Source organism: Prosthecobacter sp. (assembly GCF_020439865.1).
GTDB lineage: Bacteria > Verrucomicrobiota > Verrucomicrobiia > Verrucomicrobiales > Verrucomicrobiaceae > Prosthecobacter.
The window spans coordinates 1-24,916 of sequence record NZ_JAGRPF010000073.1; the positions used below are offsets into that span (position 1 = coordinate 1).

The window sequence follows — 24,916 nt, forward strand, 5'->3', positions numbered from 1 at the left end:
CCTTTGATCACATCTTTACCAACGTCACCGTCAACCTGGTGGGCGGCGGCATCGGCCAAGATGCAAACGGCACCGGCAATTTGTTTGCCATCGATGGCGGTTCCGGCAGTTACAACAGCACCGCAGGCACCTTTGATCATCCAGGTGTGACGGAGTTTAACGGATCGTTCGACAACACGACCGGAGGAAACGCGGGCACAGGCTTTGCCGTGCGCGGGTCGCGCGAACTGCGCATCACAGGGGCCAGCCCCAACTTCAACGGCGAAATTCTCGTCAAACTGCCGACCTACCGCTGGATCACGAACACCTTTGACCGCAGCAACGGCGGCCAGGCGGCCTCGCAGTACTACAACATGTCGCTCGCCGGAGCCAATGGCAGCTTCAATCAGGCGAGCTCAATCACCCTGACGCGTTGGGGATCCCTGGCCTTGTTCAACAATTCAGCCAATCCAATCTATGCGAGTGCGAACAACAACGACCGCATCAACGACACCGGCTTTACCAACTTCCGCAACGGCTTCCTGATGTTGGAAACGGACGTGAGCACTCCGAACACCGAAAACTTGGGCAACGTGGTGGCGGACTTCGGCACGAACTACATGTTCCTGGATACGCGTGCGGGGGGGCAGTTTGACGGATCTTTCCAGACCTTCACGCGCAACAACGGTGCGGTTCTCAAGATCTACGACGCAAATCCTTCGCACATCTGGGGCACCGGAGTGACGGATGACCGTCTGGCGCTCAATGATGCCACCGGCCTCGTCAAAGTGGGAGCGGATGCGCCAGGAACGACCAGTCAAAACATCGTGGTCGGCCTTTTCGGCGGAGTGGTTCCCACGCTGCAGACGCCCACCATTTCCACACACACGCGCCCGCTTGAAACAGTTCAGGGAACCTACATGTACAGCGGTGCCGGCACCGGCCTGATGACTTTGGATGGCGGCTTCCTCCGACCATTGACTGCAGCCGAGTACGACACGGGGTTGAATCCAACAGCAGGCACCAACTGGCTGATCAACCGCTACATTGCGCCCGTCACCGGATTGGAAAACTACGGAGACGCAAACAACTACTCGGGCCGGAACGTCACGGCTGACACGGCGATCAACTCCCTCACGGTGAGCTTTGATGCCACTGCTTCGGGGCAGGTGCAGGGAACTTCCACCAAGGACTTTCTCATCATCGAGCATGGCAAGGAGCTGACGATCAACTCTGGTGTCATTAACCTGGTCAATTTCGCCGAGGTCACGACTGCAAACATGGAAACAGTGATCCGCGGCGGCTTCCTGAACATGAACGGCGGTGCCGCCATCATCAATTCCAACGCCATCTGGCACGACATCGACCGTGACTCGCCGAACTGGTATGAAATCATGGTGGGCAACAGCTCCTTTATCCGCTCCCACATCGTCAATGCGACGGACTTCACCCGCACCGGACGCGACAGTCTGTATTTGGAAACATGGAACGACTTCACAGGCAATATCTACACGGGTGACCAGGGGGCGCTGGTTGTGCGCAATCCCGGAGCTCTGGGCGCCGGCGGAGCAGGGCGCGAAGTTGTGATTGGCGGCGGATCGGCATTCCTCATGGAATACGGGACGAACATCAGCGGCATCAACCTGCGTGTATCCAACACGGCTCAGTCTTCCATCACCGTGCTGCGCAACGAAGGCACCTCACACAGCACCTGGGGCGGGGATGTGATATTGGACGTGGCGGATGCGACGGGCACCTCTGACTTCCAGTCCTACACCGTCACCGCACGCAACAACGGCACGCTTTCAGTGCTGGGCAACATCTACACGGACCACAATGAGAATTTCGCGAACAACAGTGACGCTTATGCCGATCCTCCCATCGTTACCACGAGCATTGGGGAAACCTACACGTTGAACCTTCGCGGCCAGTTCCGCGACACGGCCACCGGCAATGTGGGTACACAATACCCCGGCATCACCTCGATTTCGTTCCGCGGTGACAACGCGACCCAGTTGGATCGAAATCATTCTCTGCGCTTCCAGATGAGCGGTCATGATGAAGGCAATGTGAACGTCTTTCAGCAGTGGGATGCGACCGGTCGGATCGATCTGCGTCAGGGCTACTTCCGCGTCATGTATGATCCCACGACCGCCGCTGGTGCAGGCGGGTTTTATACGGACGGGGCGCGTGCGCTGCTCGGGGCCAATGACTACTTCACGCGGGCGGTCATTGGCCAGGATGGAGGGAGCACCACCAACGCTTATCACAGTCATCTCATGCTGACGCAGGCGAACCAGGTCTTCAACGCACCGTACCTCTATGCTTACAATGACAATCGGAACGGCACCCTGACCATCGGCGGGGAAAATGAATCGGGATCGGTCTTTTACGGAACCAGCGACAACTCCGTCAATTTCAGCCTCCAGTTCGTCAATCAGACCTCCGAGCGTGATGTCCGATTCCTTCAGGTGCGCGGTGGTTCGCTGGTGTGGAATGGACGCCTGGATGACGAAAACGGTACGGTGCAGAATTTCAATTCCTCGGTTTCCATCGTTGGACCTGGAACCGTCGTGTTCAACCGCAACAGCGTTGGCAACTCCGACATCGACCGCTGGAACTTCATGGGAGGCGAGGCTCACTGGGGCACGATGACGGGCAACGATCAGTTTGCCAGCAACTCGACACAGGCGCTCGCAGGCCAGTCCACCTGGGGTGGTGGTGGTCTGGTGCTGGATGCCCAAGGAACTGCACGCAGCCAGCAGCTCAACAGCCATATCTGGCTGCTCAATGGTTCCAGCTACATCAACACCCAGGACAACACCACGCTCATTCTGGGTAACGCTGCGGCCAATCTCACCCGCCGCTCCGGTTCGTCCCTGGCCTTCATGGAAGATGGCACGGGCGCGATTCGGATCAGTGCGAGCGGCTTGAGCACTACCGCCGGGGATTTTCTGGGAGCCTGGGGCGTCTACGGCAGCTCCACCGGCATCACCGACTGGGCGGCGCGTGAAGGCACGGCGGATGTCCAGGCCTTTGCGGGCTATACGGACGACACCATCGGGGCCGGTGTGCATACAAACCTCACGAGCAGCACGGCGCTGGGCGCCGACTCAAACACTGCGACCGTGCGCTTCGCGACTGGCGCAGATCTCGATCTGGGCACTCATACGCTGACGGTTGACGAAGGCGGCATCCTCATCCCTTCGGCAGTCTCCGGTGCCGTGAGCATCTCAAACGGCACGCTCACCAGCGGCTGGAGCAGCGGCAGCGGTGACTTGATGCTCTACAACTATGGCACTGGCATCACGACCATCTCCGCCGTGATCAGCGACAACGCCGGCAAGGTGAATCTGGTCAACGCAGGCAGCGGCACCACGGTGCTCGCAGGAAGCAACACCTACACCGGAGAAACTTTCCTTAACGGTGGCGTGCTGCAGATCTCCAGTGAGAGCCAGCTCAGCAACATTGATGCCGGCATTGCCCGGCTGGCGCGGGTGAACGTTGGAGGCAGCAATGGGGCAAATCTCTCGGGATCGCCGCTGATCTTCACCACTTCCGGTGTCGATGGGGGAGCCACAGGGACCTTCAACACCAACGGCAGCCAGCAGGTTACTTCGACGAATCTCACCAGTGGTGGTGCCGGCTACACCAGCGGCGTGTTTGTCACCAATGCAGCGGGGGGAACGGCCGGCATCTGGGCCATCATGGACAGCGGCAACCTGCACTTCGACGGCGGCACGCTTGCCGTGACCAATGACATCACCTTGAATGGCGCCCGCACGTTGTTCCTCGGAAGCAACGGTGGCACGCTCGACGTGGCGGCAGGCAAGAATCTCACCATCAACGGTTACATCAGCAGCGAGTTCAGCCACGTCACCACAACGAACGGCTTCAACGTTTCCAATCAGATCGGCGCCAGCTATCAGCCGGCGAGCGACCGCAATCCTGACATTGGCGATCTGATCATTCAGGGTGGGGGCACCGTGCTGCTCACCGGCGCTCCAGACGGCAACATCCGCTCGAACATGTACAACAGCTACGGCGGCATCACCTGGATCAACGAAGGAACGGTGAAGATCGCGGGTGCGGGGTCTTCCGCTGCTGGTGCTCTTGGCACGAACCGCTCATGGGTGGATGGCACGATCATCGGTGCCAACGGAACACTTGAGTTCGCCACCACCTCGGATCCCTCCGTTTATGAGTGGCTTACTTTCCGCGGCACCGGTTATGAAGGCCGCGGCACGGTGATGACCTCCGGCACGGCGCGCGTAGTGCGGCTCAATGGCCAGATGTTTGTGGAAAGCGATGTGCTGTTCAATCTCGCCAGCAATTCCTACGGCTACATCAGGCTGGGAGAGCAGGGGGGCACGCTCTACGGCAGTGGAGACATCCTCCGCACCGGGGCTGGCAATGAATTCGGTTTTTACCTCAATGCGCCTGACTGGACGGGCCGTTTCCTCTCGGGCAGCGGCACGTCGCGTGTCAGCGGGGTGGCGAACCTCCAGGGCATGACGGAGATGGCTCTCGATCGCAACTCCTTCCTCCTCTACAGCGCAGGCAGCACCAGCATTGATGAATGGCGTGACCGTTTTAACGACAACCTCGCACTTTCTATCAACGGTTACTCCAGGCTCCGCGTCGAAAACTACAGCGGGGTCTTCTCGGGCATCGAAAAGCTGGGTGTTGCCACCGTGAACGGCGGGGTGTTCGGCATTGAATACGCGGTGGGCGGAGATGTCACCGGTGGTGCCATTCGTTTGCAGGGTGAATACGATGGCTGGCATTTCACCGAGATCGTTCGCACTCCGGGAACAGTGGTGCAGGCTCGCCTCTTCGATCCCGGCATGGACTTCTCCTCTGGAGTGACCGATCTGACGAACCGGGCTCTCCTGCTCGTGGACGTCGCGCCAACCATGGTGGGAACCGGCGACGGTTTGAATGGCAACACCGCGATCATTCCCGGCTTCTTCGGTGGCACGCGGCCGACGGAGTACCTCAATACGACGACAGGTGTCATCTGGGATGAGGACCGCACCTCGCGCTTCCTCATGACCTCCGTGCTGAGCACGAATCCCATTACTGGTGCCGCGGTGAACTACCTGCGTCCGCTTTCGGATGCCCCTGGCTCCACCGATTACAAGATTATCAGTGATCCCGGCACCATTGCGGGATCTGTGGCTGTTGATCTGAACACGGCCGGCATCAATGCGGACCAGAACGTGCGCTTTGTCGGGTTGACGGATGATGCCATCGGCAACGGCCTGACTTCCCGCGTCAACTCCATCCTCACGCTGGACACGACCTTGGAAACCAATTCCGTGACCTTCGCCACGGACACGACCGCCACCAACGTCAACGGTGCGGGCAACCGGATAGAACTCGATATGACGCTCGGCGGCGTCCTCAAGGTCAATTCAGGCGTTGTGATGTCGGCGAACCGGGGGGCGATGGATCGACTGGGCGCTGCGCAGAACACCGGCATCAATCTCGACATCAACAACCTCATCATTGGTGGCTCGGTCGACCTGGGTGGCAGGGAAGGGATCATCTACGCCGGCAGCGAATGGACGCAGTATAACACCTCCGACCAGTTGAACGCTTATCGGAACACGGACGGTGACAATGCCTCCATCTATTTCCGCACCAACATCACCAACACCGGCGGCAACGGCCTGACCAAGACCGGTTCATCCAGCGTCCTCTTCGAGGGCAGGAACAGCTACACCGGGGACACAAGCATCACCCAAGGTTACCTCTACGCACGTCATGATTACGCGTTTGGCCAGGGCACTCGTGTGAATCTCACGGGCGCGGGTGGCCTTATCCTCGGTTACAACAGCCGCATCATGGGGGTGGATCTCTACATTGGAGCCATCAACGGCAACAGCCTCTCTCTCTATGCCGAAGGTGACGGTGTTGAGTGGGGTGGCAATGTGATCTTCGACAACGTGGATGCGAGCGGTTCAGCCGGCGGCATCACCCGTACCTTTGTGCCTCGCATCGAGGCCGCCAGTTCCAACACCGTGATGCGCATCAACGGCAATCTCTACGGCAGCAGTGCCGTGGTGCTGTCTGGAGCACAGGCCACCTCCCGCGTCTTCACCACCTACACGGGCGCAACCCTCTCGACGCTGGATTTTCATGGTCAGATCCGTGACAAGGTGGACGGAGCCATCACCGCCGGCAGCAGCATGAACGAGGTGCTGCGCATGGAAGTCACCGGCAGCGACACGGCCAACGTTCATCTGTATCAGCAGTATGACTCCGCCGGACGGATCAACATCGTGCGCGGTGTGCTGCGCTACATGGGCGAAGGAAACTTCTACACGGACGCCGCTGCTCTGGCACAAAACCCGGACCACGAACTCTCCGGCCTCCAGATGGGAGGACGTTCCCTGATCGACAGCAACTACGGCATCGGTTCGGCGGACGTCGTCTTCATGCTGCACAATGCGGGCAGCGCCTTCAACCTCTCCAGTTGGAACGTCGGTGTGGACATCGCCGATCCGGACAACAGCCTCGGCAACAGCAACTACGGATTCGGCAACACCACGGGCAACACCACGCTTGGCGGTGAGAACATGAGCGGCACGATCACGTTCGGCACCGGCGCCGGCAGCATCCGCTTCACTCAGGCCACCTCGCTCTACAACCGCAACCTGAACCTCTACGCGGCACGCGGCGGCACGGTGGACATGAAGGTGAACTTCCTCGACGGCGGAGACTTCGTGAACTCCTCCATCACCAAGGTGGGCGCGGGCACCATGAATCTCCTGGGCTCCAGCGCCGGTGACAGCACTGTGGAGGAACTGCGGATGCTCGGCGGCACTTTGGTGATGACCGGTTATGATGTGAATGCCGGCCGTCGCGTCGGCAACGGTGCCAACCTCGTGTTCAGCGGCGGCTACCTCATCGTGGACGCCACGGCGGGCAGTGCTCAGGAAGACTTCAGTGACTTTACTTTGAACTCCGGCGGTTCACGCCTCGCCGTTCGCGGCAGTGCGGTGGTGAACATCAACTCAAGCACCGCCTTGATTCCCGAGTCGGGCGTCACCATGGCCTTCGTGGAAAACGGCGGCGGGGTGATCAACATCAGCGCCTCTGGCATGACCACCACGGATGGCGAGCGTTTTGGCTATTGGGCGGTTTACGGCAATGTGCTCGGTGGGATCACAGACTGGGCCGCACGTGAGGGCACCACGGGAGTGAAAGCGTTCACTGGATATGATGTGGACACTTTCGGCACCGGCTTGAACACGAGCGTGACCACGAGCCCCGCGGTGTTCGGCGCTGACACGGCCACCAACTCCATTCAGTTCGCCTCGGCTGCCACTCTGGACCTTGGCGGCAACACGCTGACCGTGGAAAACGGCGGCATGTTGATCAGCTCCACCGCCGGCGGCCCGGTGAACATCACCAACGGCATCCTCACCCGCAGCGGAGCGGGGGATATCCTCCTGCACAACTACGGCACGGCCAACATTTCGGCCAACATCACCAATGACGGGGCCAATGCCGTCAACCTCGTGACCGGCGGAGTCGGAACCACGATCCTTAGCGGCAACAACACCTACACCGGGGACACGTTCATCAATGGCGGCACACTTCAGATCTCCAGTGAGTCGCAGCTTGGTCTCATCAACGGTTCCATCGTCCGTCTGGTGCGCGAGAACAACGGCAGCAACGGCAGCGGCACCACGCTGAACTTCGCGACCAATGTGGCCCCAACGACGGCTGCAACGGGAACCTTTGCCGGCGGCACGGCGGCCACCAGCACCGTGCTGACCAGCGGCGGCTCCGGTTACACCACCGGGATTCACGTCAACGCGCGTCCGGACAACTCCAGCAATGCGGGCATCTGGGCCATTCTCGACAGCGGCAACCTGCACCTCGACGGCGGCACGCTGGCCGTGACGGACAACATCACCTTGGACGGTGCGCGCACGATCTTCCTCGGCGCCAGCGCAGGAACCTTCGATGTGGCCGCAGGCAAGACGCTGACCATCAACGGCTACATCACCAGTGACATCACGGACATCCCGCCCGGGGACAATCCCATCGACCTGACCCGTCCGTATGTGGGCGGTCTGGCGGTCGAAGGCGGCGGCACCTTGGTGCTCACGGGGGCGCCGGACAACACGTCCCGCGAGAACATGTACAACGGCTACAACGCGCTGACCTCGATCAACAACGGCACCATTAAGATCGCCGGGCTTGCGTCATCAGGCACGAACGCGCTCGGCACCTTCAGCGGCTGGATTGATGGCACCTACATCGGACCCAACGGCAGCCTGTTGATGAACATCACCAATTCAGATGGTGTTCTCTACGAATGGCTCACGCTGGACGGCCAGGGCTACCAGGGCGGCGGCACCTTCCAGACCATCACCGGAAACTCCGGCACCACGCGTGCCTACTATCTCCGCGGCCAGATCAATGTGATGAGTGATGCGGTCTTCAATCTCCGCAACGGCAGCAACATCTACCTCAACAACGGCGGTGGTGAAACCTATGGCTCGGGTGACATCGTCAAAATCGGCCAGGGAGATTTTCGCTTCTACTCCAACATTGCAAACTACACCGGCAACTACACTTCCGCTTCCGGATCCACCCGCATCTACGACGCCGGTCGTGTCATGGGCATGGCCAGCATGACCTTGGAGCGCAACAGCTTCTTTGGCTTCAACGCAGACAGCACCGGTGCAGATGAAACACGCACCCGTCTGGGTGACGACATGCCGGTGTACACGAACGGCTACATCCGCATGCGCATGGAGGCCACAGGCGGTGTGTTCTCAGGCATCGAGAAGCTGGGAACGGTCAATTTGTTGGACGGCCAGTTGGGCATTGAGTTTGACCTTGGGGCAACCCTCGCAGGCAGTGCTCCTGTCTTGAAGGGCGAGTATGTGGGCTGGCACTTCACTGAAATCGTGCGCAATCCGGGCACGATCGTCCAGTTGCGAAACTTCGATTACGGCACTGCTTTTGCCGGCAAGGACTTCAACGCCAACGTGGCATCCAACGCCAACGCCAATCTGGCCGTGGTGCAGGTGGACATTCTTCCAACTCTCTCCGGCACCGGGGATGGCACCAACGGCGACGCGCCGATCGCCATCGGTTTCTTCGGGGGTGTGCGTCCGGGCTGGATCAATGTGACCGGCACCGGCACCGTCTTCAACGAAGACTACGTGGCCAACCGACTGGTGACGGTCGACACGAACATCGCCGGCGAGCATTTCCTGCGTCCGCTGCTGGATACGGAATACAAGGAGGTGGGAAATCCCGACACTGCCCAGACGACCTCGGTTGCGTTGGAGGATCAGGGCATCACTGCGGAGCAGAACCTTAAGATCGTCGGTGTCACCAGCGATATCGGCATCGGAGTGGGTGAGTTCACCACCAACCGCTACAATTCGCTTCTGACTCTGGGCTCGGTGCCTGCTGATTGCACACTTCCAGCGGGAACCAATCTGGTCATCAACTCACTGACGTTTGCTTCGGAATCGTTTGTGTTTGATGATCGCGCCACCAATACGACCTCGAGTGGCGGTGGACGCGGGAACTGGACATCGCTGATGATCGCGGATGGAGCCACGCTCAAAATCAACTCCGGGATGATCCAGGTGGTCAACACAGGCATCGAGAACGTGGGGGGCAAGGCGCTCAATACAAACTGGAACCTCGACATCCGCAGTTCCCTTAACGGCGGCTCGGTGGATTTCAACGGCAACGAGGCGCAGTTCTACATCGGCAGCATCTGGGCTCATTACAACACCAGTGACGCCGCCAACGCCTACCGCGCCACCGATGGTGACAACAACTACTTCTACATGAACTCCAGCATCACGAACGCCACCGGTCTCATCAAAACCGGCTCGGCCTCTTTGTTCCTGGGGACGCGGAACTACTACACCGGCCTGACGAGCGTGAACCAGGGGGCGCTCTATGCCCGTCATGACAACGCGCTTGGCTTCAGCCCGCAGGTGAACGTCTCCGGCATTGGGACACTGGTGGTGGGCCTTGGATCACGAGTCGTCGGCGTAGATCTCTACGTTGGCGAAATCGCCGACATTCGCACCGCGCTCCAGCTTGAGAACGGCTCGGTATGGGGGGGCAATGTGATCATCGACAACGTAGACTCCGGCGGTGCCACCAGCTATGCGCGCAGCTTCGTTCCGCGTATATTCAACAACTACTACGGTCTCGGGGCCATCGATGGCAACATCTACGGCGGAAACACGGTCATCGGCTCCGGAGCCCGGACGGACTCGCGCATGTTCAGCACCTACACCGGGGGCTTTGGCCTGCTGTATCTGGCCGGCGTGGTGCAGGACAACTCGACGGGTGCGCTCACCGGCCCCATTGACATCTACAACCAGTCGCAGGTGCTGCGCATGGAGGTGACCGCCAACAACAACGAGTCTGCGGTTCAGATCGGGCAGCAGTACAACGCCGCCGGTCGCATCAACATCAACCGCGGCACTCTTTACTACTCCGGCACCGGCAACTTCTACACCGACGCTGCCGCGGCCACGGTCAACTCCGATCCTTTCAACACCATGCTCGGTCTGCAGATGGGCGGCCGGTCAGTCACCTCCGACAACGGCCGTGGCGCGGCCAACATCGGCTTTTTCATGCTCAACAACGGGCAGAATTTTAACCTGAAGTCCTGGGAGGTGGGGGTGGATCTCCATGATCCCGACAACGCCGCCGCCAACTACGTTTACAGCGAAGGCAACACCACCGGCAATACGACGATCGGCGGTGTGAACACCAGTGGAACCGTGACCTTTGGCACGGGCGAAGGCAGCATCGCCTTCACGCAGGGCACCAACACCTACACCCGTGATCTCGGACTCTTCGCCGCAACCGGTGGTGAGGTGGATCTCATGGTCAACTTCGTCGATGGCGGCGGCCTGGTCACCACCTCCATCACCAAGATGGGAGGCGGTGTGGTCAATCTTCTGGGATCCAGCGCCGGAGACAGTACGGTGGAAGGGGTCAATGTCATGGGTGGCTTCCTTGTCATGACCAATTACAACACGAACCTCAACCGTCGTGTGGGCAATGGCGCCGGTCTTACCCTGGCGGGCGGCACGCTCGTCATGGACGGCAGCGGCGCCTCCTTCACGGAAAACTTTGGCAGCCTCAAGCTCAACCAGGGTGGCAACGCCATCGCCGCTGCGGGCAATGGAGTCACCAGTTTTGGTGCGGTCAGCATCGCCGGTTCGTCCATCACCCGCGCGGCGGCCGGGACCATCCACTTCCAGTCCATCGGCGGCGGCGTGATCAACTTCTCGAATGCGGCGCTTCAGAACGTGGCGCGCATCGGATCCTACGCCACCTATGGTGCCAATGCGTCTTTCACGGCTTTTGCCTCTGACTGGGCCGCCACCGACGGTTCCGGCAATGTGATCGCCTACACCGGCTACGGGGTCGATTCCTTTGGAGTCGGCGTGCAAACCGACGTCCAGGGCGCTGGTCTCACGGCTGCCACGACGAACTCCGTCCGTTTCAATGACGCTGCCGGAACGATCACGGGTGGCGCGCTCACGCTGAACGACGGCGGCATTCTCATCACCAGCAACTACACCACGGGAACCGTGATCGGAGCCGGGGTGGACGTCACGACGGCAGCCGCTGGCACAGATCTCATCATCCACAACTTTGCATCGGGGGTGGTCAACTTCGACGGCAACATCACCGGGGCACAGAACGTCGTGTTCTCCGGCGTCGGCGAACTCGCGTTTGACTCGCCTAGCAGTGTGAGCAGTTCCTTGGTCAGCAGTACGACTTCCGGAGGTTCGTTCAACGTGACCGTGGACACCACAGGTCTTGTGGCAGGAATGGATGTGACCGGCCTGAATATCGCGGCCGGGACGAAGATCCTCAGCATCACCGACGCCACAACGTTGGTGCTGACAAGAATGGTGACGGGCTCCGGCACCAACGACCTGACTTACGCTTCGACCACTTACACGCCGACGAACACCTACACGGGTGCCACGCACGTCACCGGCAGCGCGACCGTGTCATTCAACAATACCGGGGTGTTTGCCGCGAGTTCCAGCATCTTCCTCAACGGTGGCACGCTGAACTACTCCGAGGTCGGGGCGTTCAGCGGTTACATCACCCAGAACATCACGCTGGGCGGCGGCAACGGCATCATCAATGTGACGGATGCAGGCAGCACGCTGATCTTCCGTGGGAGCACCACCAATCAGTTCTCCTCTGAAGCCAACAACATCATCTCCGCCTACGGCACCAACAACCCCAATGCCGGCGGTCTGCAGATCATCGGTTCGGGCACCGTGCAGTTTGGCGATCGCAGCTCCGCCTCCAACACGCAGGACCTGCTTGGTGTGTCCAACAGTTACACCGGCCTCACCATCATCGGTGACGGTGTGAATGCAGTGCGCGTGGACATCCAGGGCCTGGGCAACGACAACGCCCAATATTCGGTCTTCGGCACCACCCAGTCCTGGGCGGACGCCACCATCGTGAAGAACAACGCGACGATCGAGTTCTCCATGAGACGCGGTGACGGCAGCCGGGACAATCAGATTCGCTTCCGTGAATGGTTCCAGATCGGTGAGCAGGCCGGGGACCAGATCCTGTTTGATGGGAGCACCCAGCGCCAGCCTACATTGGATGGCATCCTGAACGTCATTGGAGATCTCACCTTCCAGACCCAGGGCAATCGCTACGGCGATGCAGGCGGCACGGGCAATTCCGAATTCCTCATCAATCCGAATGAAGGCGGCATCATGGGTTCCGGCAACATCATCAAGATGGGAGACGGCAACCTGCGTTTCTACAAGCCTCTCCATGAATGGACGGGGGACTTGATCCATCAGGATGGCTTCCTTGGCATCCAGATCCTTTCCGGTGCGCTCTTCAATCCGGTCGGCAAGGTCTATTTCGGCGATCCGACCGGCGCACAGACCTCGCTGGTGCGTCTGCGCATCGAGAGTCAGTACGTGGGGAACAACACTGTGGGCATTGATTCCGGGAATGTGGATCTCACGTTCAACCGTGACATCATCGTCAATGACAACATCCATCAGCAGGTTCAGATCTCCGCCGGTTACCTGCCGAACAGTGCGACGATTCACTTTACCAACAGCATCAACGTGGGCAACGGCTCCAGCAGCTCGGTGGACTTCTACTACGAGGACAACAACAACCTGGATCCCCTGCTCACCGGCCATGTGCAGCAGACCCTGTTCGACATCAGTGGAGACATCTCAGGTTCGAACAGCATCTATCTGGATGCGAACAACAACGGTGGGAACGCAAAGAACGCTCAGTTGACCGTGTTGTTCAGCGGTGACAACTCCGGCTACAGCGGCCTGCTCACCATCGGCAAGGATGCCGGAACGACCGACAACCCGCTGCGCGGAGTGACTCTTCGCCTCGGCAATGGAACCAGCAGCGCCGCTGCGCTGGGAACGAACATAGCCGTGCGTTTCCGCAACTACGGCGTGCTGCAGCTTGCCGGCAACAGCATGACCTTCACGCGGAATTTCCTCTGGGTCGGCGGAATCGGGTCTGTGAGCAGTGGTGCGGGCCTCTACACCTCAGCAGGCATCGAGAATGGCTCGGCCACGGCCGCCATGATCACCTTTGATTCCGGCACACAGACAGGAGTGAACTTCCAGGACGTGGGTGTGGGTCTGCGTGATGGAGTGGCCGGTCCGCTTTTCGGCGGCGGCTCTTCGGCGCTGACCGTCGTCAAGATCGGCACCGGGGACACGGTGTTCGGTGCTGGGACAGGTGGTGACGCTGTCGTGGATGCGTTCAGCAACTACACCGGCAACACGCTGGTGCAGGAAGGCACGCTCTATGCCGGTTCGAACAACTCCTTCTCGCCCTACTCGCGCTTCATCGTGAGCGACGGGGCGAAGCTCAGCCCGTATTGGGACGAGGCGCTCACCGGTTGGGAGGTCACCATCGGTTCTCTTTCGGGAACTTCGGGGGCGGCGCTCAACATTGAAAACTCGAGCTTCAACGTCGGAGGTGACAACACCAGCGGCGCTGATTTCGCCGGTGTGATCAGCGGCACGGGTGATTTTTACAAGGTCGGCGGTGGGACTCAGACCCTGTCGGGAACCAATACGTTCTCGGGTCAGCTTGCCGTGGTTCAGGGTGCGCTCGTTGGGGGTAACAACGATGCGTTTGGAGATGTGACGAACACCATTTATCTCGGCGGCGCCCCCTTTGTGGGCCTCAACCCTTTGGATGCCAAGGTGGAGTTGCTGCTCTCCGGCACCGCCACGGCGGTGGCGAACCCTGTTGTCATGAATGCCTTCGACGGCAATGACGAGGGCGTCACGGTGATCGGCACCCGGCAGACGAGCGGCACCTACGGTTTCACCACAGGCGCCACGGTGGATCTCTATCAGGACATTGCCACCAACGTGTTCTTCGAAGCCGACGGCACTTCGGTGGTTCAGTTCGGTGACGCGGTGAGAGAAGGTGGCAGTGCAGCTGCCACCTCGCTGATCAAGATCGGCAGCGGCACCGTCGAACTGCAGGTCGCCAACGACTATTTCAGCAGTGGCTCCTCCATCGCAGGAGCGGGCATCGACGGTGGCACGGTTATTCGTCACGGCACCTTGAGCGTGTTTAACGACAGCTCGCTTTCTTCGACTGTAGTGGAACTGGGTGACACCCGCTACGAACTGGCGGACGCCTATGTGGCGACGACCGCTTCTCTTCTCTTCCAGAGCAGCACCGGCAGCTTTGATGCCGCCAGCGACGGCGCCGGTGGCGCAGGCAATGGCGCCTTCCTGAATGTCGCCGCGCTGGTGGACGGCGTGACGCTCACCGCGGCGGATGTCGGCAAGCGCATCCTGGTGAAGAACGAAAGCACCAATCCAGAGTACAACGGCGTCTATGAGGTGGTGAGCGTGGATGACAGCTGCGCCCAGATGAATCTGGTGCGTGTGTCCGACTATGACGAAACGACCGAAATGCTCTATGGCAGCAGCATTGCCGTCACCAACGGCACGTCCCAGGCCGGCATGCAGTTCTTCCAGGCGTCGGCGAACGTGGACATCGTCAACAACGCCGTTTATGACCCGGTGCACTGGCTGGTGGATGTGCCGAATGCTGACGTGGCCCTGCTGGCCGCCAACAGCGGCATGACCATCTTCAATGACATCGACGTCAATGATACCAATGGCACCGGCAGCACCATCCTTGGCGGCACCTTCACCACGGGGTCGTCGGAGTTCTCAGGAAACATCACCCTGCAGCACATCGATGGCGTGGACAACGTCCGTGAGTTGATCTTCTCCTCGGCTTCGAATGACACGGGCGGTGTCAACGTCACCGGCGTCGTCTCCGAAGCCCAGGGCGGTGACACGCTCAGTGTGAACAAGCAGGGTGCAGGCACGGTGACGTTTGCCAGCGACAACACTTACACTGGCAAGACCACGGTCACCGAAGGAACACTGGCTCTTACGGGGCTGGGAAATGTTTCGGCCACTTCATGGATTGAGGTCAACACCGGAGCCACGTTTGATTTCTCCGGAACCGGCAGTGACTTCACCTACGATGGAACGATGAGCGGCTCTGGGACCGTGGTGACGGATGTGACGACCAGGCTGGTCGTGGGCACGGACGGCGGTGCAGGTGTCCTGCGTGTCGGCATGTCTTCCGATCCGACCAATGTTGGCACTGCTGGCGACGGCATTGGTGTCCTGACGGTGAACGGCAACCTGGTGCTCGCAGGTGACACCACGGGTGCGGACCGTCTTACCCTTCAGATGGGAGCCACCAACGGCGCGGACTTCAATGATGCCGCCAACATCGCTGCGCATCTCGGTGCCGGAAACTTCAACACCTGGATCCTCACCCAGGGAACCACCTATGATGCCTACAATTCCGGCAATCATGATCGCCTCGTGGTCACCGGTGAAGCGACTTTGAACCCTGGTGGCTACGTCCGTTTCACGAGCTCTGTCAGTGATTATCAGCCGGTGGTGGGAGATGTGTTCAATCTGATCGACTGGGCCACGGTCACCGACAACGGTTTTGATGTCGGCAACGGCGGTTCCTTCCGCTCCGGCGGCCTTCTGGGAGATCTCGAACTGCCCGATCTGAGTCTCTCAGGCCTCTTCTTTGACACGAGCTTGTTCACCTCATACGGCATTGTCGTGGTGGTGCCAGAGCCCGGCCGCATGTCGCTGCTTCTGAGCGGACTGATGCTGCTGTTCTTCCGCCGCCGCCGTCCGCGTAACTGATCGGACTGGTGCCTGACATGAATCCCATGTCACGGCACCTGGATCAGTTTTTTCTCACCACATCGGAGTTTCTGCGAACGCATTGAATCGTGCGTTCGCAGTCGTGATGATCCACGAACTTGTTCGAGGACGGGAGTGAAGCGATCGTCTGTTGTTACTTCGTAAAAGCAGGAATGGTCCCTCTTGGAAGAACGATCGTGTGTCATGGATGTCAGACGCACTCCACTGGTTGTATGGAAATGCTTTGCCGCAGATTTGCTTCATGTGGCTGGCAAATGGCTGGTGTTAGTTGTGTTCCTCCAGCGGTTTCGAATTTGCGTGGGAGAATAAGCAAAAGCTGCACAGTTAGGTAGGTCCATGGTGTGATCACGGATGAGTTCATCGCGCACACATGCGCCAACCACGGCCTCATGGTTAAAAGAGCGCCCATCAGGCAAAATCGTTTCAAACCAAGGAACTGCACACGGCAGTGCTTTCAGCCCAATCAGTCATGTTATGAATACATCATCCATACAAAGTAAATCATTGAAGCGCGGATTCCGGTCGCTCGGTAACCTGTTGCGTCGTCGTCGTGCGGTTGCGCTGATTACAGTGCTCAGTGTGCTGGCACTGACACTGGTGCTGCTCACCGCATTGTTAAGCGCCACGCGTGTCGAGTACAATTCCACCGTGGCACAGGTCGAAGGCGCCAAGGCACGATTGCACGCTGACTCGGTGATCAATCTGGCCATCGGTCAGATTCAGCGTGGCACCCATCAGGATGACTCCGCAACTGGTCGCGAAATATGGGCTTCGCAGCCGGGCATGATCCGGCAATACAAGGAGGACGGAACGCTGCTCCGTGGGCTCAAGCTGTATTCTGATGGAAAGATGGTGGCCACGACCGAGGCCGAAATCGTCGCTGATACGCCTCCAACCGATTGGGACAAACAAACCGCGCAGTACGTGGACCTCAACGAGCCCGTCGTTCGGATGAACCCCACCGATCCCAGTGGTACTCCGCGGTTGTATTTCCCGATCATAGATCCGCGTGCCTATTCGACCACGTCCACCCGTTCGGTGGAAGGCTTCACCTATTCTCAGTATGCCAACGGCACCTCCGGCCAGGCTTTGGACGGCGTGGTGGGGCCGTCGAGCGGCACTGATGGTGAGAGCAAGCAACGTCTGCCGATGCCGGTGGAGTGGCTGTACATGCTCAAGGACGGCACGTTGGGACATCTCGACTCCACGGGAAAATTTGTTGGGGGTGGTGGGCAGGAAGCCACACGGGAGAATCCGATGATATCCCGTGTGGCCTTCTGGACCGACGATGAGTCCACGAAGATCAACATCAACACGGCAGGGGAGGGGACACCATGGGATACGCCACGCCTGTTCCATGAGCGTGATGGCGAGTGGGCGCGGTTCCAGCCGATGGCTTATGAGTATCAGCGCTATCCAGGACATCCCGCCACGGTCTGCATGAGCACCGTGTTGTTTCCCGGTCAGAACATGAATCCGCTGACCTCGGACACATCCGGGTTCGCCCAGGCGCTGAAGTACAAGGAGGCGATCTATGATCTCATGCCGAAAATCTTGCCGGGAGGCTCCAAGGCGGGATCGGTGCTGGTTCCGGTGAACCGCAACTTCTCCCCAACCAACTTCAGCGAGGTGCAGAAGGCGCTCGGAGAACGCCTGTTCCCCAGCGCGGACGAGTTTCTGCTGCGCTCCGCCGTGCAGAGCGATGGTGAGCGTACTGAAATCAATCTGGGAACCACTCAGATATGGGCGGGGCTTGAAAACCACGACGTGGTGGAACGCCTTCGGTCGTTTTTGACACCTCGCAGCCGTTCATCGGATCTGAACCCCTTTGGCTACCCGAAGATCTCCATGTGGCCGGTGCATCGCACCAACACAACGCAGTACCGCACCGTCTTTGACAACGCTATCGTGAAATGCTCGCAGTTGGCAGGAAAGGACTACTTCTTCACCCGTCAGGACTGCACCAGCCAGACGGAGCTGACCACCATCACGCGCAACAGGCAGCTCTTCGATTATCTCATGACATTGACGGGGACGCCCATTCCGGGCTTCGGAGCATCTGGTGCATCCTTTCTCAAAAAATACGGTGACAACCGGCAGCAGATTCTCGTCGAGATCTTCGACTACATTCGCAGCACCAACTTGTACGATGACAACATCGCCGCGCAGAATGTCGGCACGGATCCGAGCATCAAAGGCCTGCCGGATTCGCGGCTCGTTTCCAAATCATCCGGAATGGCATCAAAGACCTTCACGCCGATGCGCAACTCCACCGGCGGCAGTTATCCGGGACACGGGCAGGTCATGCCCACGGTGATGCCGAAGGGCAAGGGCGAGATCTACCGCGGCATGGGCCGGTTCCTGACCATCAGCGAAGTCGGGCTTCACTTCATCTGCTGCGCGCAGGGAACCACAAAGGCCGGAGGCCTCTCCTCTCCCAAGATCGACCCCAAAGGACCTGCACCGAACGGCTACACGCCTCCCCGGTGGCGCGGTGGTGAATGGGGCAACTACAACAACTGGTACTCGAATTTTCCCCCTCTGAGCACCACCAATCAGGATCCGAAAAACGGCTTCTACAAGAACCTGTATCCCGCCGCCCATCAGCTCGAAGGCTACGCCGGTGATGATCCCAAGCACCCAGGCTACAACCCGATGAACTGGAACTGGACCTTGGACAAGGACACTCCGCTGACAGACAACGTGAAACGGGTCCAGGCCACCTTCCTGCTCGAATGGTTCAGCCCTTCCACGGGATGGACGCTCATCAATCCAGACATCGCCATCGAAGTGGATGCGAGTTCGCTGATGATCGGCGGCAAAAAGATGTTCCCTGTCAATGGAGGCAAGACGCTCATCCGCCCGTTCAAGCACATGAGCAGCGCCAACGGCGTGTATCAGCGAGGCGGCACCATTTCCTACCGCGCATTCCTGCAGGAGCGCAAGCTGCCCGCCGTCGCGAAGGGCGTGAATGGCTATACATCGGGAAGCATCCTCTTCGACGACACCAACATTCCCGCGAATAACTCCCAGGTGCCTTACAAAGGAGGCATCAGCTACGCCAGTTACGCGACCAAGTCGGGTGAGCTGAGGCAATGCAACCAGTACAATCTTGTCAGTGACTTCCTGGACATTCCCGGTGGTGATGCAGGTAAGATCCCTTTCGGTGGTGGCACGGTGGTGGTGAAGATCCTGTCGAACGACGCCTCGCCCCAGGTGCTGCAGACTTTCAACTTCAGTTTTCCGCAAGGCCAGTTTCCTTCGCCCATCCTCGCACAGAAGGATGAGGACACGCGCTGGAGTCAGAATGCTGACGGCAGCTGGCATATCTGGCAGCCTGTGCCAGCGCCCTACTGGTGGTCATTCCATTCGGACGGAGCGCTGGGCCGGGACAAGACGGGCAAGATCACCACGGCGGCGGCCATCCCCTCCACCCGCATGGGCGGCAGGTTCCGTTACGTCGGCAACGAAATGGGCAACTACGACAACAACTTCTTTTACCGGGGCAACCTGGCTCTGAATATCGACACCATTCAGTCGCTGGTGCTAAGGCATGGCGATCCGCGTCTGACAATGGGCCAGTTTGTGGTGCCGGCCACGGAGTTCGAACAACATCGTCTTTATGGGAAACAGCGCATGGCGCACAACCTCGTGCTGCTGAACTGGAGTGAAGGCCCTGGACTCGATCGAGGTGAGGACAAGAAGGGCTGGCGCCTCGTCAAAAATGCAAACTACCACAACGCTTTCCTGCCCGACCATCCTTACTCGGCCGCCTGTGGTGCCGGATTGCAGAAGTATGGCGACTTTGATCGTGGGATCGCCAATCAGACCGACGGTGCCTACATCAACAAACCGGACGAAGGCAACACCTACAGCGTCATCAGCAGTTCGACCGGTGAGCAGCTGGTTCCGTACTTCACGAATCCTTGGATCACCTGGATCGGAGGGGCCACCTACTTCTCACCGAACCGGCAGGTGGCCTCACCGGGCATGTTTGGCTCGTTGCCCACCGGCGTCCATCAGGCCGGTGGTTCAGGCGGCCAGAAGCGCGAACCATGGCGCACGCTGCTGTTCCGTCCCCAAACATGGAGCACCAAGCAAGGGCTGCAGCCGCATATCGGCGCGCCCAAGGTGCTGAATGGCTACGGTAAGAGTGGTCTGCCCATTCGAGGCATCGATCCGCCCGACTATCTGTTCATGGACTTCTTCTGGATGCCCGTGGTGGAGCCTTATGTCATCAGCCAGCCAGGATCCACGGCAGGCAAGATCAACATGAACTACCAGATGGCGCCGTTCCGCCATATCCGCCGTGCCACAGGCCTGGCGGCCGTGATGAAGAGCGAGCTTCTCAGTGCCGTTCCGGTCAGCGATGCCAACTTCTACCTGCGGCGTCCTGGTGGTGCGCCGTCTGGCAAAGGCCAGACGTGGTTCTGGAAAGACGACACCAGTTCGTCGGGGAAAAAATACTGGCACCGCCAGATCGACGTCGATGCGACGCTGAAGCTCTTCGACGAACGCTTCAACTCTGGCTTTGCCTTCATCTCCCCTGCGCAGATCTGTGAAATGTACCTCCTGCCAAAGAAGGCAAACAGCTCGGACACTCTCGTGCCACCCTCGTGGCCGACGACCATCAGCGGCCTGCTCAAAACCGGCAGCAGCAGCATCCTGACGTTCTGGGAAAACCACGCGGCCACGGCTGAAAATCTCAAAGAGCGCCCTTACACCAACATGTATCCGCGTCTCACCACGCGCTCAAACACCTACCAGATCCACATGCGCATTCAGACGATCAAGAAGGCGCGTTCATCCGATCCGACGAAGTTTGTCGTTGGAAAAGACACCGTAGGTTCCGAGTACCGCGGCTCTGCGGTGATCGAGCGCTATCTGGATCTGAACGATCCAGCCTTGGATACGACAGCCAAACTTGATTACGCGTCCGGCAGCCCGCTTTCGAAGCAGTCGATGGAGGAGTTGCACCGCTTCCGTGTCATCGCGCAAAAGCGCTTTGATCCTTGATTGTCCAGACACTTCATCCCTATGAAAACAGCCATCTCTCATGCATCACACCCGAGGCGCTCGAAGCGTCAGTCATCCGCCTTCTCGCTGGTGGAGGTCACCATCGCGGTCGCCATAGCCGCACTGGGTTTCATTTCTGTGCTTGGTCTGCTCCCCCAGGGAATCAACATGGCCCGCAATTCGGCGGAAATGTCCGTGGGCTCCAAAATCATTCAGAAACTCAACGGTGAGCTTCAATCAATGCCATGGAGCCACATCACATGGACGGGCTATGGGCCGCTGCGTTTCTTCACCAACGAAGGTACGGAGATGACCACCGCAGACACCTCCGAAGAAAACATGGCGGCCTCCCTGGCCTTCGTTGCTTCCGTCTATGTGCCGGAAAAACCCCTGGATGTGGTCCTTCCGGTTGGAAGCAGCAGTGGTTCTGCCAGCGCGGCGGAGGCCTATCTGCGGCGCGTGAAGATCTGCGTCGCTACCTCCGGAGACCAGTCCTTTGACTTTAACACGGCGTCGCCCCTGCGCATCACGTCGGCCTGCACCCTCGTCGCCAAGATGGGGGAATGACCATCCACACCGCCACCCCTGTTCGAACTATGAAACATCATCATGACACATCGCGACGGCACGGATTCTCTTTGGTGGAGGTTGCGCTCTCCATGGTGATCCTCTCCATCATCCTGCTGGTGGCCGTGCAGGTGCTGGGGCAGACCCAGCGCACATGGAAGCGCGGTGTGGCCCGTGTCGAACAGTTTCGCGAAGCGCGGATGGCTTATGAAAGCATCACGCAAAATGTCAGGCAGGCGATTCTGAACACCTATCAGGCATATCAATACAACAACGGCGAAACCCCGACGATTCCCCAGTCGAAAACCCAGCTGCCCACGAAGTACATCCGCCAGTCGGAGCTCCAGTTCGTCACAGGGCAGGCTCAGACGCTTCTTCCGGGCACCTCGGCCGCAATGCTGGTGACGCATGCCATGTTCTTCCAGGCCCGCCTGGGGCTGAGCGAGCGTGACGGTTACGAGGGCCTCAACCGGCTGTTGTGTGGCCGCGGGTATTTCATCATGCATGGCAGCGATGACGCCTTCCGTCCGCCGCATGTGACCACCACGCGGTCTCGGTTTCGGCTCTGGGAGTATCGTCCGCCGGCGGAGGAGAATACTGTCTATGCCGTCAAACCCGGGCAGTGGTTCAACAAGGCGGCCACCAATGTCATCAGCTCAGGAGAAACCATCGATGAACCCGCGGACACTCGTCCCATTGCTGAAAACATCGTCGCGCTCATCATTTCACCCCAGGTCACCTCTGACGATGCGGCCTACAAAAAGACGAAGCCTTGGTGGATCGCGCCAAATTACTCCTATGACTCCACCAAGCTCGTCAACACCACTAGTGACAGCCCGCAGGGAACCCAGCATATGCTGCCGCCACGTGTGGTGGTGACGCTGGTGGCCATTGATGAAGCCTCCGCCCGCAATCTGGCGGATCGCAACGAGGAGGCCATGCCAGAGCTTGTTCCGAAGGGGGCCTTCACCAACCGCGATGATCTACAGACGGACCTCAAGACCCTGGAGGCAAAGCTGCGCTCCGAGCAGCTCAACTACCGGGTCTTCTCGTCCACCATCAACATGCGCAACTCAAAATGGGGGCTCCTCCGATGAAAAACATTCGTTCACCACAAAACCTTCGCAGACGCGTCCACCGTTCAGCCTCAACCGGCTTCAGCCTGGTGGAGATTGTCGTCGTGGTTGCCATCGTGGCCCTGATCTTCACGTTCGCCACACCCTATACTCTGGCCGCGATCCAGTCGGCCAGTATCTCATCCGCAGGGGACAGCCTGATGCTCAAGCTCTCCCAGGCCCAGCAGCGGGCGCTGACGGACAACAAACCCACCGGGGTGGATTTCTTTTTCTACACCAAGGACGGAATCACAGGCTGCCACGCCATTCAGCTCATCCGCTACGATCCTGCCACCAATCAGGCGACTTCGATTGAGGAGCCGGTGTACTGGGGGGAAGGGCGTGTGGTGTTGGTGCAGGGAGCGCTCTCCCCGATGTTTGCCAGCAACGTTCCGGCGTCGAGCACCGGATCTGCCACACGTGCGCCTTTCAAAGATCTCGAAGCCACCTTCAACCGGATCATCTTTTACCCCAACGGATCCACAAACCTGCGTGTGCCGCTGCGAAACGCCTACCTGACCCTGGTTTCCATCAACAACTACAAGGAGGAGCTCGCCGATGCTCCGCCCAACTACTACACGGTTCAGCTCGATCCCGTCACCGGGCGTGCGCATTCGTATCGTCCGTGATGTGCCTTGGGCTGGGATGATTCGCCGTTTGCGGTCTGGCCGGCTCTCCGCCTATATTCGGGGCCGATGCATCTCCCAATCCGCCCCCGCCGCAACCGCCAGTCTCCCGCCATTCGCGATCTCGTTCGCGAGACGGAGCTGACGCCGGGTCATCTGATCTACCCTTTGTTCATTCAGGAGGGCGGGGAAAACACGCCGATCTCCTCCATGCCGGGTTGCACACGCTGGAGCGTGGAAGGACTCGTGCAGGAGGCCGGAGAGGCGCATGCCCTAGGCGTCCCTGCCGTGGTGCTGTTCCCACGCATCCCAGATCAGCTCAAGACGCGTGATGCGGCGGCCTGCCATGCGGATGATGGACTGGTGCCGCGCGCGATTCGCGCTCTGAAAGCGGCGCATCCCACACTTGCGGTGATCACTGACGTGGCGCTCGATCCCTACAACAGCGACGGTCATGACGGTCTCGTCTCCGATGACGGCCGCATCTTGAATGATGAAACCGTGGCTGTGCTACAGCAGCAGGCGCTCTGTCACGCGCGTGCGGGCGCGGACATCGTCGCGCCGAGTGATATGATGGATGGTCGCGTGGCTGCGATCCGTGCGGCACTCGACGAGGCCGGCTTCCAAGGTGTTTCGATCATGAGCTACACCGCGAAGTATGCCAGCGCCTACTACGGACCGTTTCGTGGTGCGCTGGACTCGGCACCGAAGGCCGGCGACAAGAAGACCTATCAAATGGACCCGGCGAACTCGCGTGAAGCCCAGCGCGAGGCTGCGATCGACGAAGCCGAGGGAGCCGACATCCTCATGGTGAAACCCGCAGGGCCTTATCTCGACATCATCGCCAAGTTGCGTGCCGCCACCATGCTGCCCATCGCGGCCTATCAGGTTAGCGGCGAGTATTTGATGATCAAAGCTGGTGCCGCCGGTGGTTGGATCGACGAGGCGAAGATCGTGAACGAATCGCTCACCGGCATCCGTCGTGCGGGTGCGGACATGATCCTCACTTACTTTGCGAAGCAGTGGGCGAAGGGGTGGCTGAGTTAGCCTAGTCTAACGTCCTAGCGCAGGCACCGCTGGGGCGGGGTGGCGGATCGAACGAACGCAAAACGAGCACTTGGCGCGGCGGGTGCAAGCTCAAACGAAGCGACTGACGAACAAATCACGCCAAGACTCTGAGACGGCAACGTAGCAGCCGCCGTGCCAAGTGCGGTCAAGCTACGGTAAGGCATGTCCGACACAGCAGCCCCAGCGGTTGCCTGCCGCTCATGGTTCGCCCTCGTATGGCCGATGATCTAATCTGTAGTTATCTCGGCAGGGACGTGACAGATGAGAATCC

The 24,916-nt window shown here is 59.5% G+C and carries 6 protein-coding genes; all 6 read left to right on the plus strand.

Annotation, left to right across the window (positions count from 1 at the left end; genetic code table 11):
- Positions 1 to 146 precede the first annotated feature (146 nt).
- The 6 genes from KDL09_RS07835 to hemB all read left to right on the plus strand — a co-directional run bounded on the left by KDL09_RS07835 (position 147) and on the right by hemB (position 24,624).
- Positions 147 to 16,232: an autotransporter-associated beta strand repeat-containing protein gene (locus tag KDL09_RS07835; RefSeq protein WP_294383542.1), complete on the plus strand. Its 16,086-nt coding sequence runs from the start codon at positions 147 to 149 to the stop codon at positions 16,230 to 16,232.
- A 495-nt stretch (positions 16,233 to 16,727) separates the two neighbouring features.
- Positions 16,728 to 21,269: a Verru_Chthon cassette protein A gene (gene vccA, locus KDL09_RS07840; protein ID WP_294383545.1), complete on the plus strand. Its 4,542-nt coding sequence runs from the start codon at positions 16,728 to 16,730 to the stop codon at positions 21,267 to 21,269.
- A gap of 21 nt (positions 21,270 to 21,290) precedes the next feature.
- Complete coding sequence (vccB, locus tag KDL09_RS07845; protein WP_294383547.1) at positions 21,291 to 21,836, plus strand: Verru_Chthon cassette protein B; 546 nt, start codon at positions 21,291 to 21,293, stop codon at positions 21,834 to 21,836.
- A 29-nt stretch (positions 21,837 to 21,865) separates the two neighbouring features.
- Positions 21,866 to 22,933 (plus strand): Verru_Chthon cassette protein C, encoded by a 1,068-nt coding sequence (gene vccC, locus KDL09_RS07850; RefSeq protein ID WP_294383548.1) that lies wholly within the window; start codon positions 21,866 to 21,868, stop codon positions 22,931 to 22,933.
- Positions 22,930 to 23,580, plus strand: coding sequence for a Verru_Chthon cassette protein D (vccD, locus tag KDL09_RS07855; RefSeq protein ID WP_294383550.1), 651 nt, complete (start codon positions 22,930 to 22,932; stop codon positions 23,578 to 23,580). The genes vccC and vccD overlap by 4 nt, the downstream gene beginning before the upstream one ends.
- A 66-nt stretch (positions 23,581 to 23,646) precedes the next feature.
- On the plus strand, positions 23,647 to 24,624 hold the full coding sequence (hemB, locus tag KDL09_RS07860) for a porphobilinogen synthase (protein ID WP_294383552.1): 978 nt from the start codon (positions 23,647 to 23,649) through the stop codon (positions 24,622 to 24,624).
- Positions 24,625 to 24,916: the final 292 nt, after the last annotated feature.

What these genes read in the sequence shown, in the direction of transcription:
- vccA (WP_294383545.1), top strand. Translation starts at nt 16,728, where the DNA reads ATGAATACATCATCCATACAAAGTAAATCATTGAAGCGCGGATTCCGG.
- vccB (WP_294383547.1), top strand. Translation starts at nt 21,291, where the DNA reads ATGAAAACAGCCATCTCTCATGCATCACACCCGAGGCGCTCGAAGCGT.
- vccC (WP_294383548.1), top strand. Translation starts at nt 21,866, where the DNA reads ATGAAACATCATCATGACACATCGCGACGGCACGGATTCTCTTTGGTG.
- vccD (WP_294383550.1), top strand. Translation starts at nt 22,930, where the DNA reads ATGAAAAACATTCGTTCACCACAAAACCTTCGCAGACGCGTCCACCGT.
- hemB (WP_294383552.1), top strand. Translation starts at nt 23,647, where the DNA reads ATGCATCTCCCAATCCGCCCCCGCCGCAACCGCCAGTCTCCCGCCATT.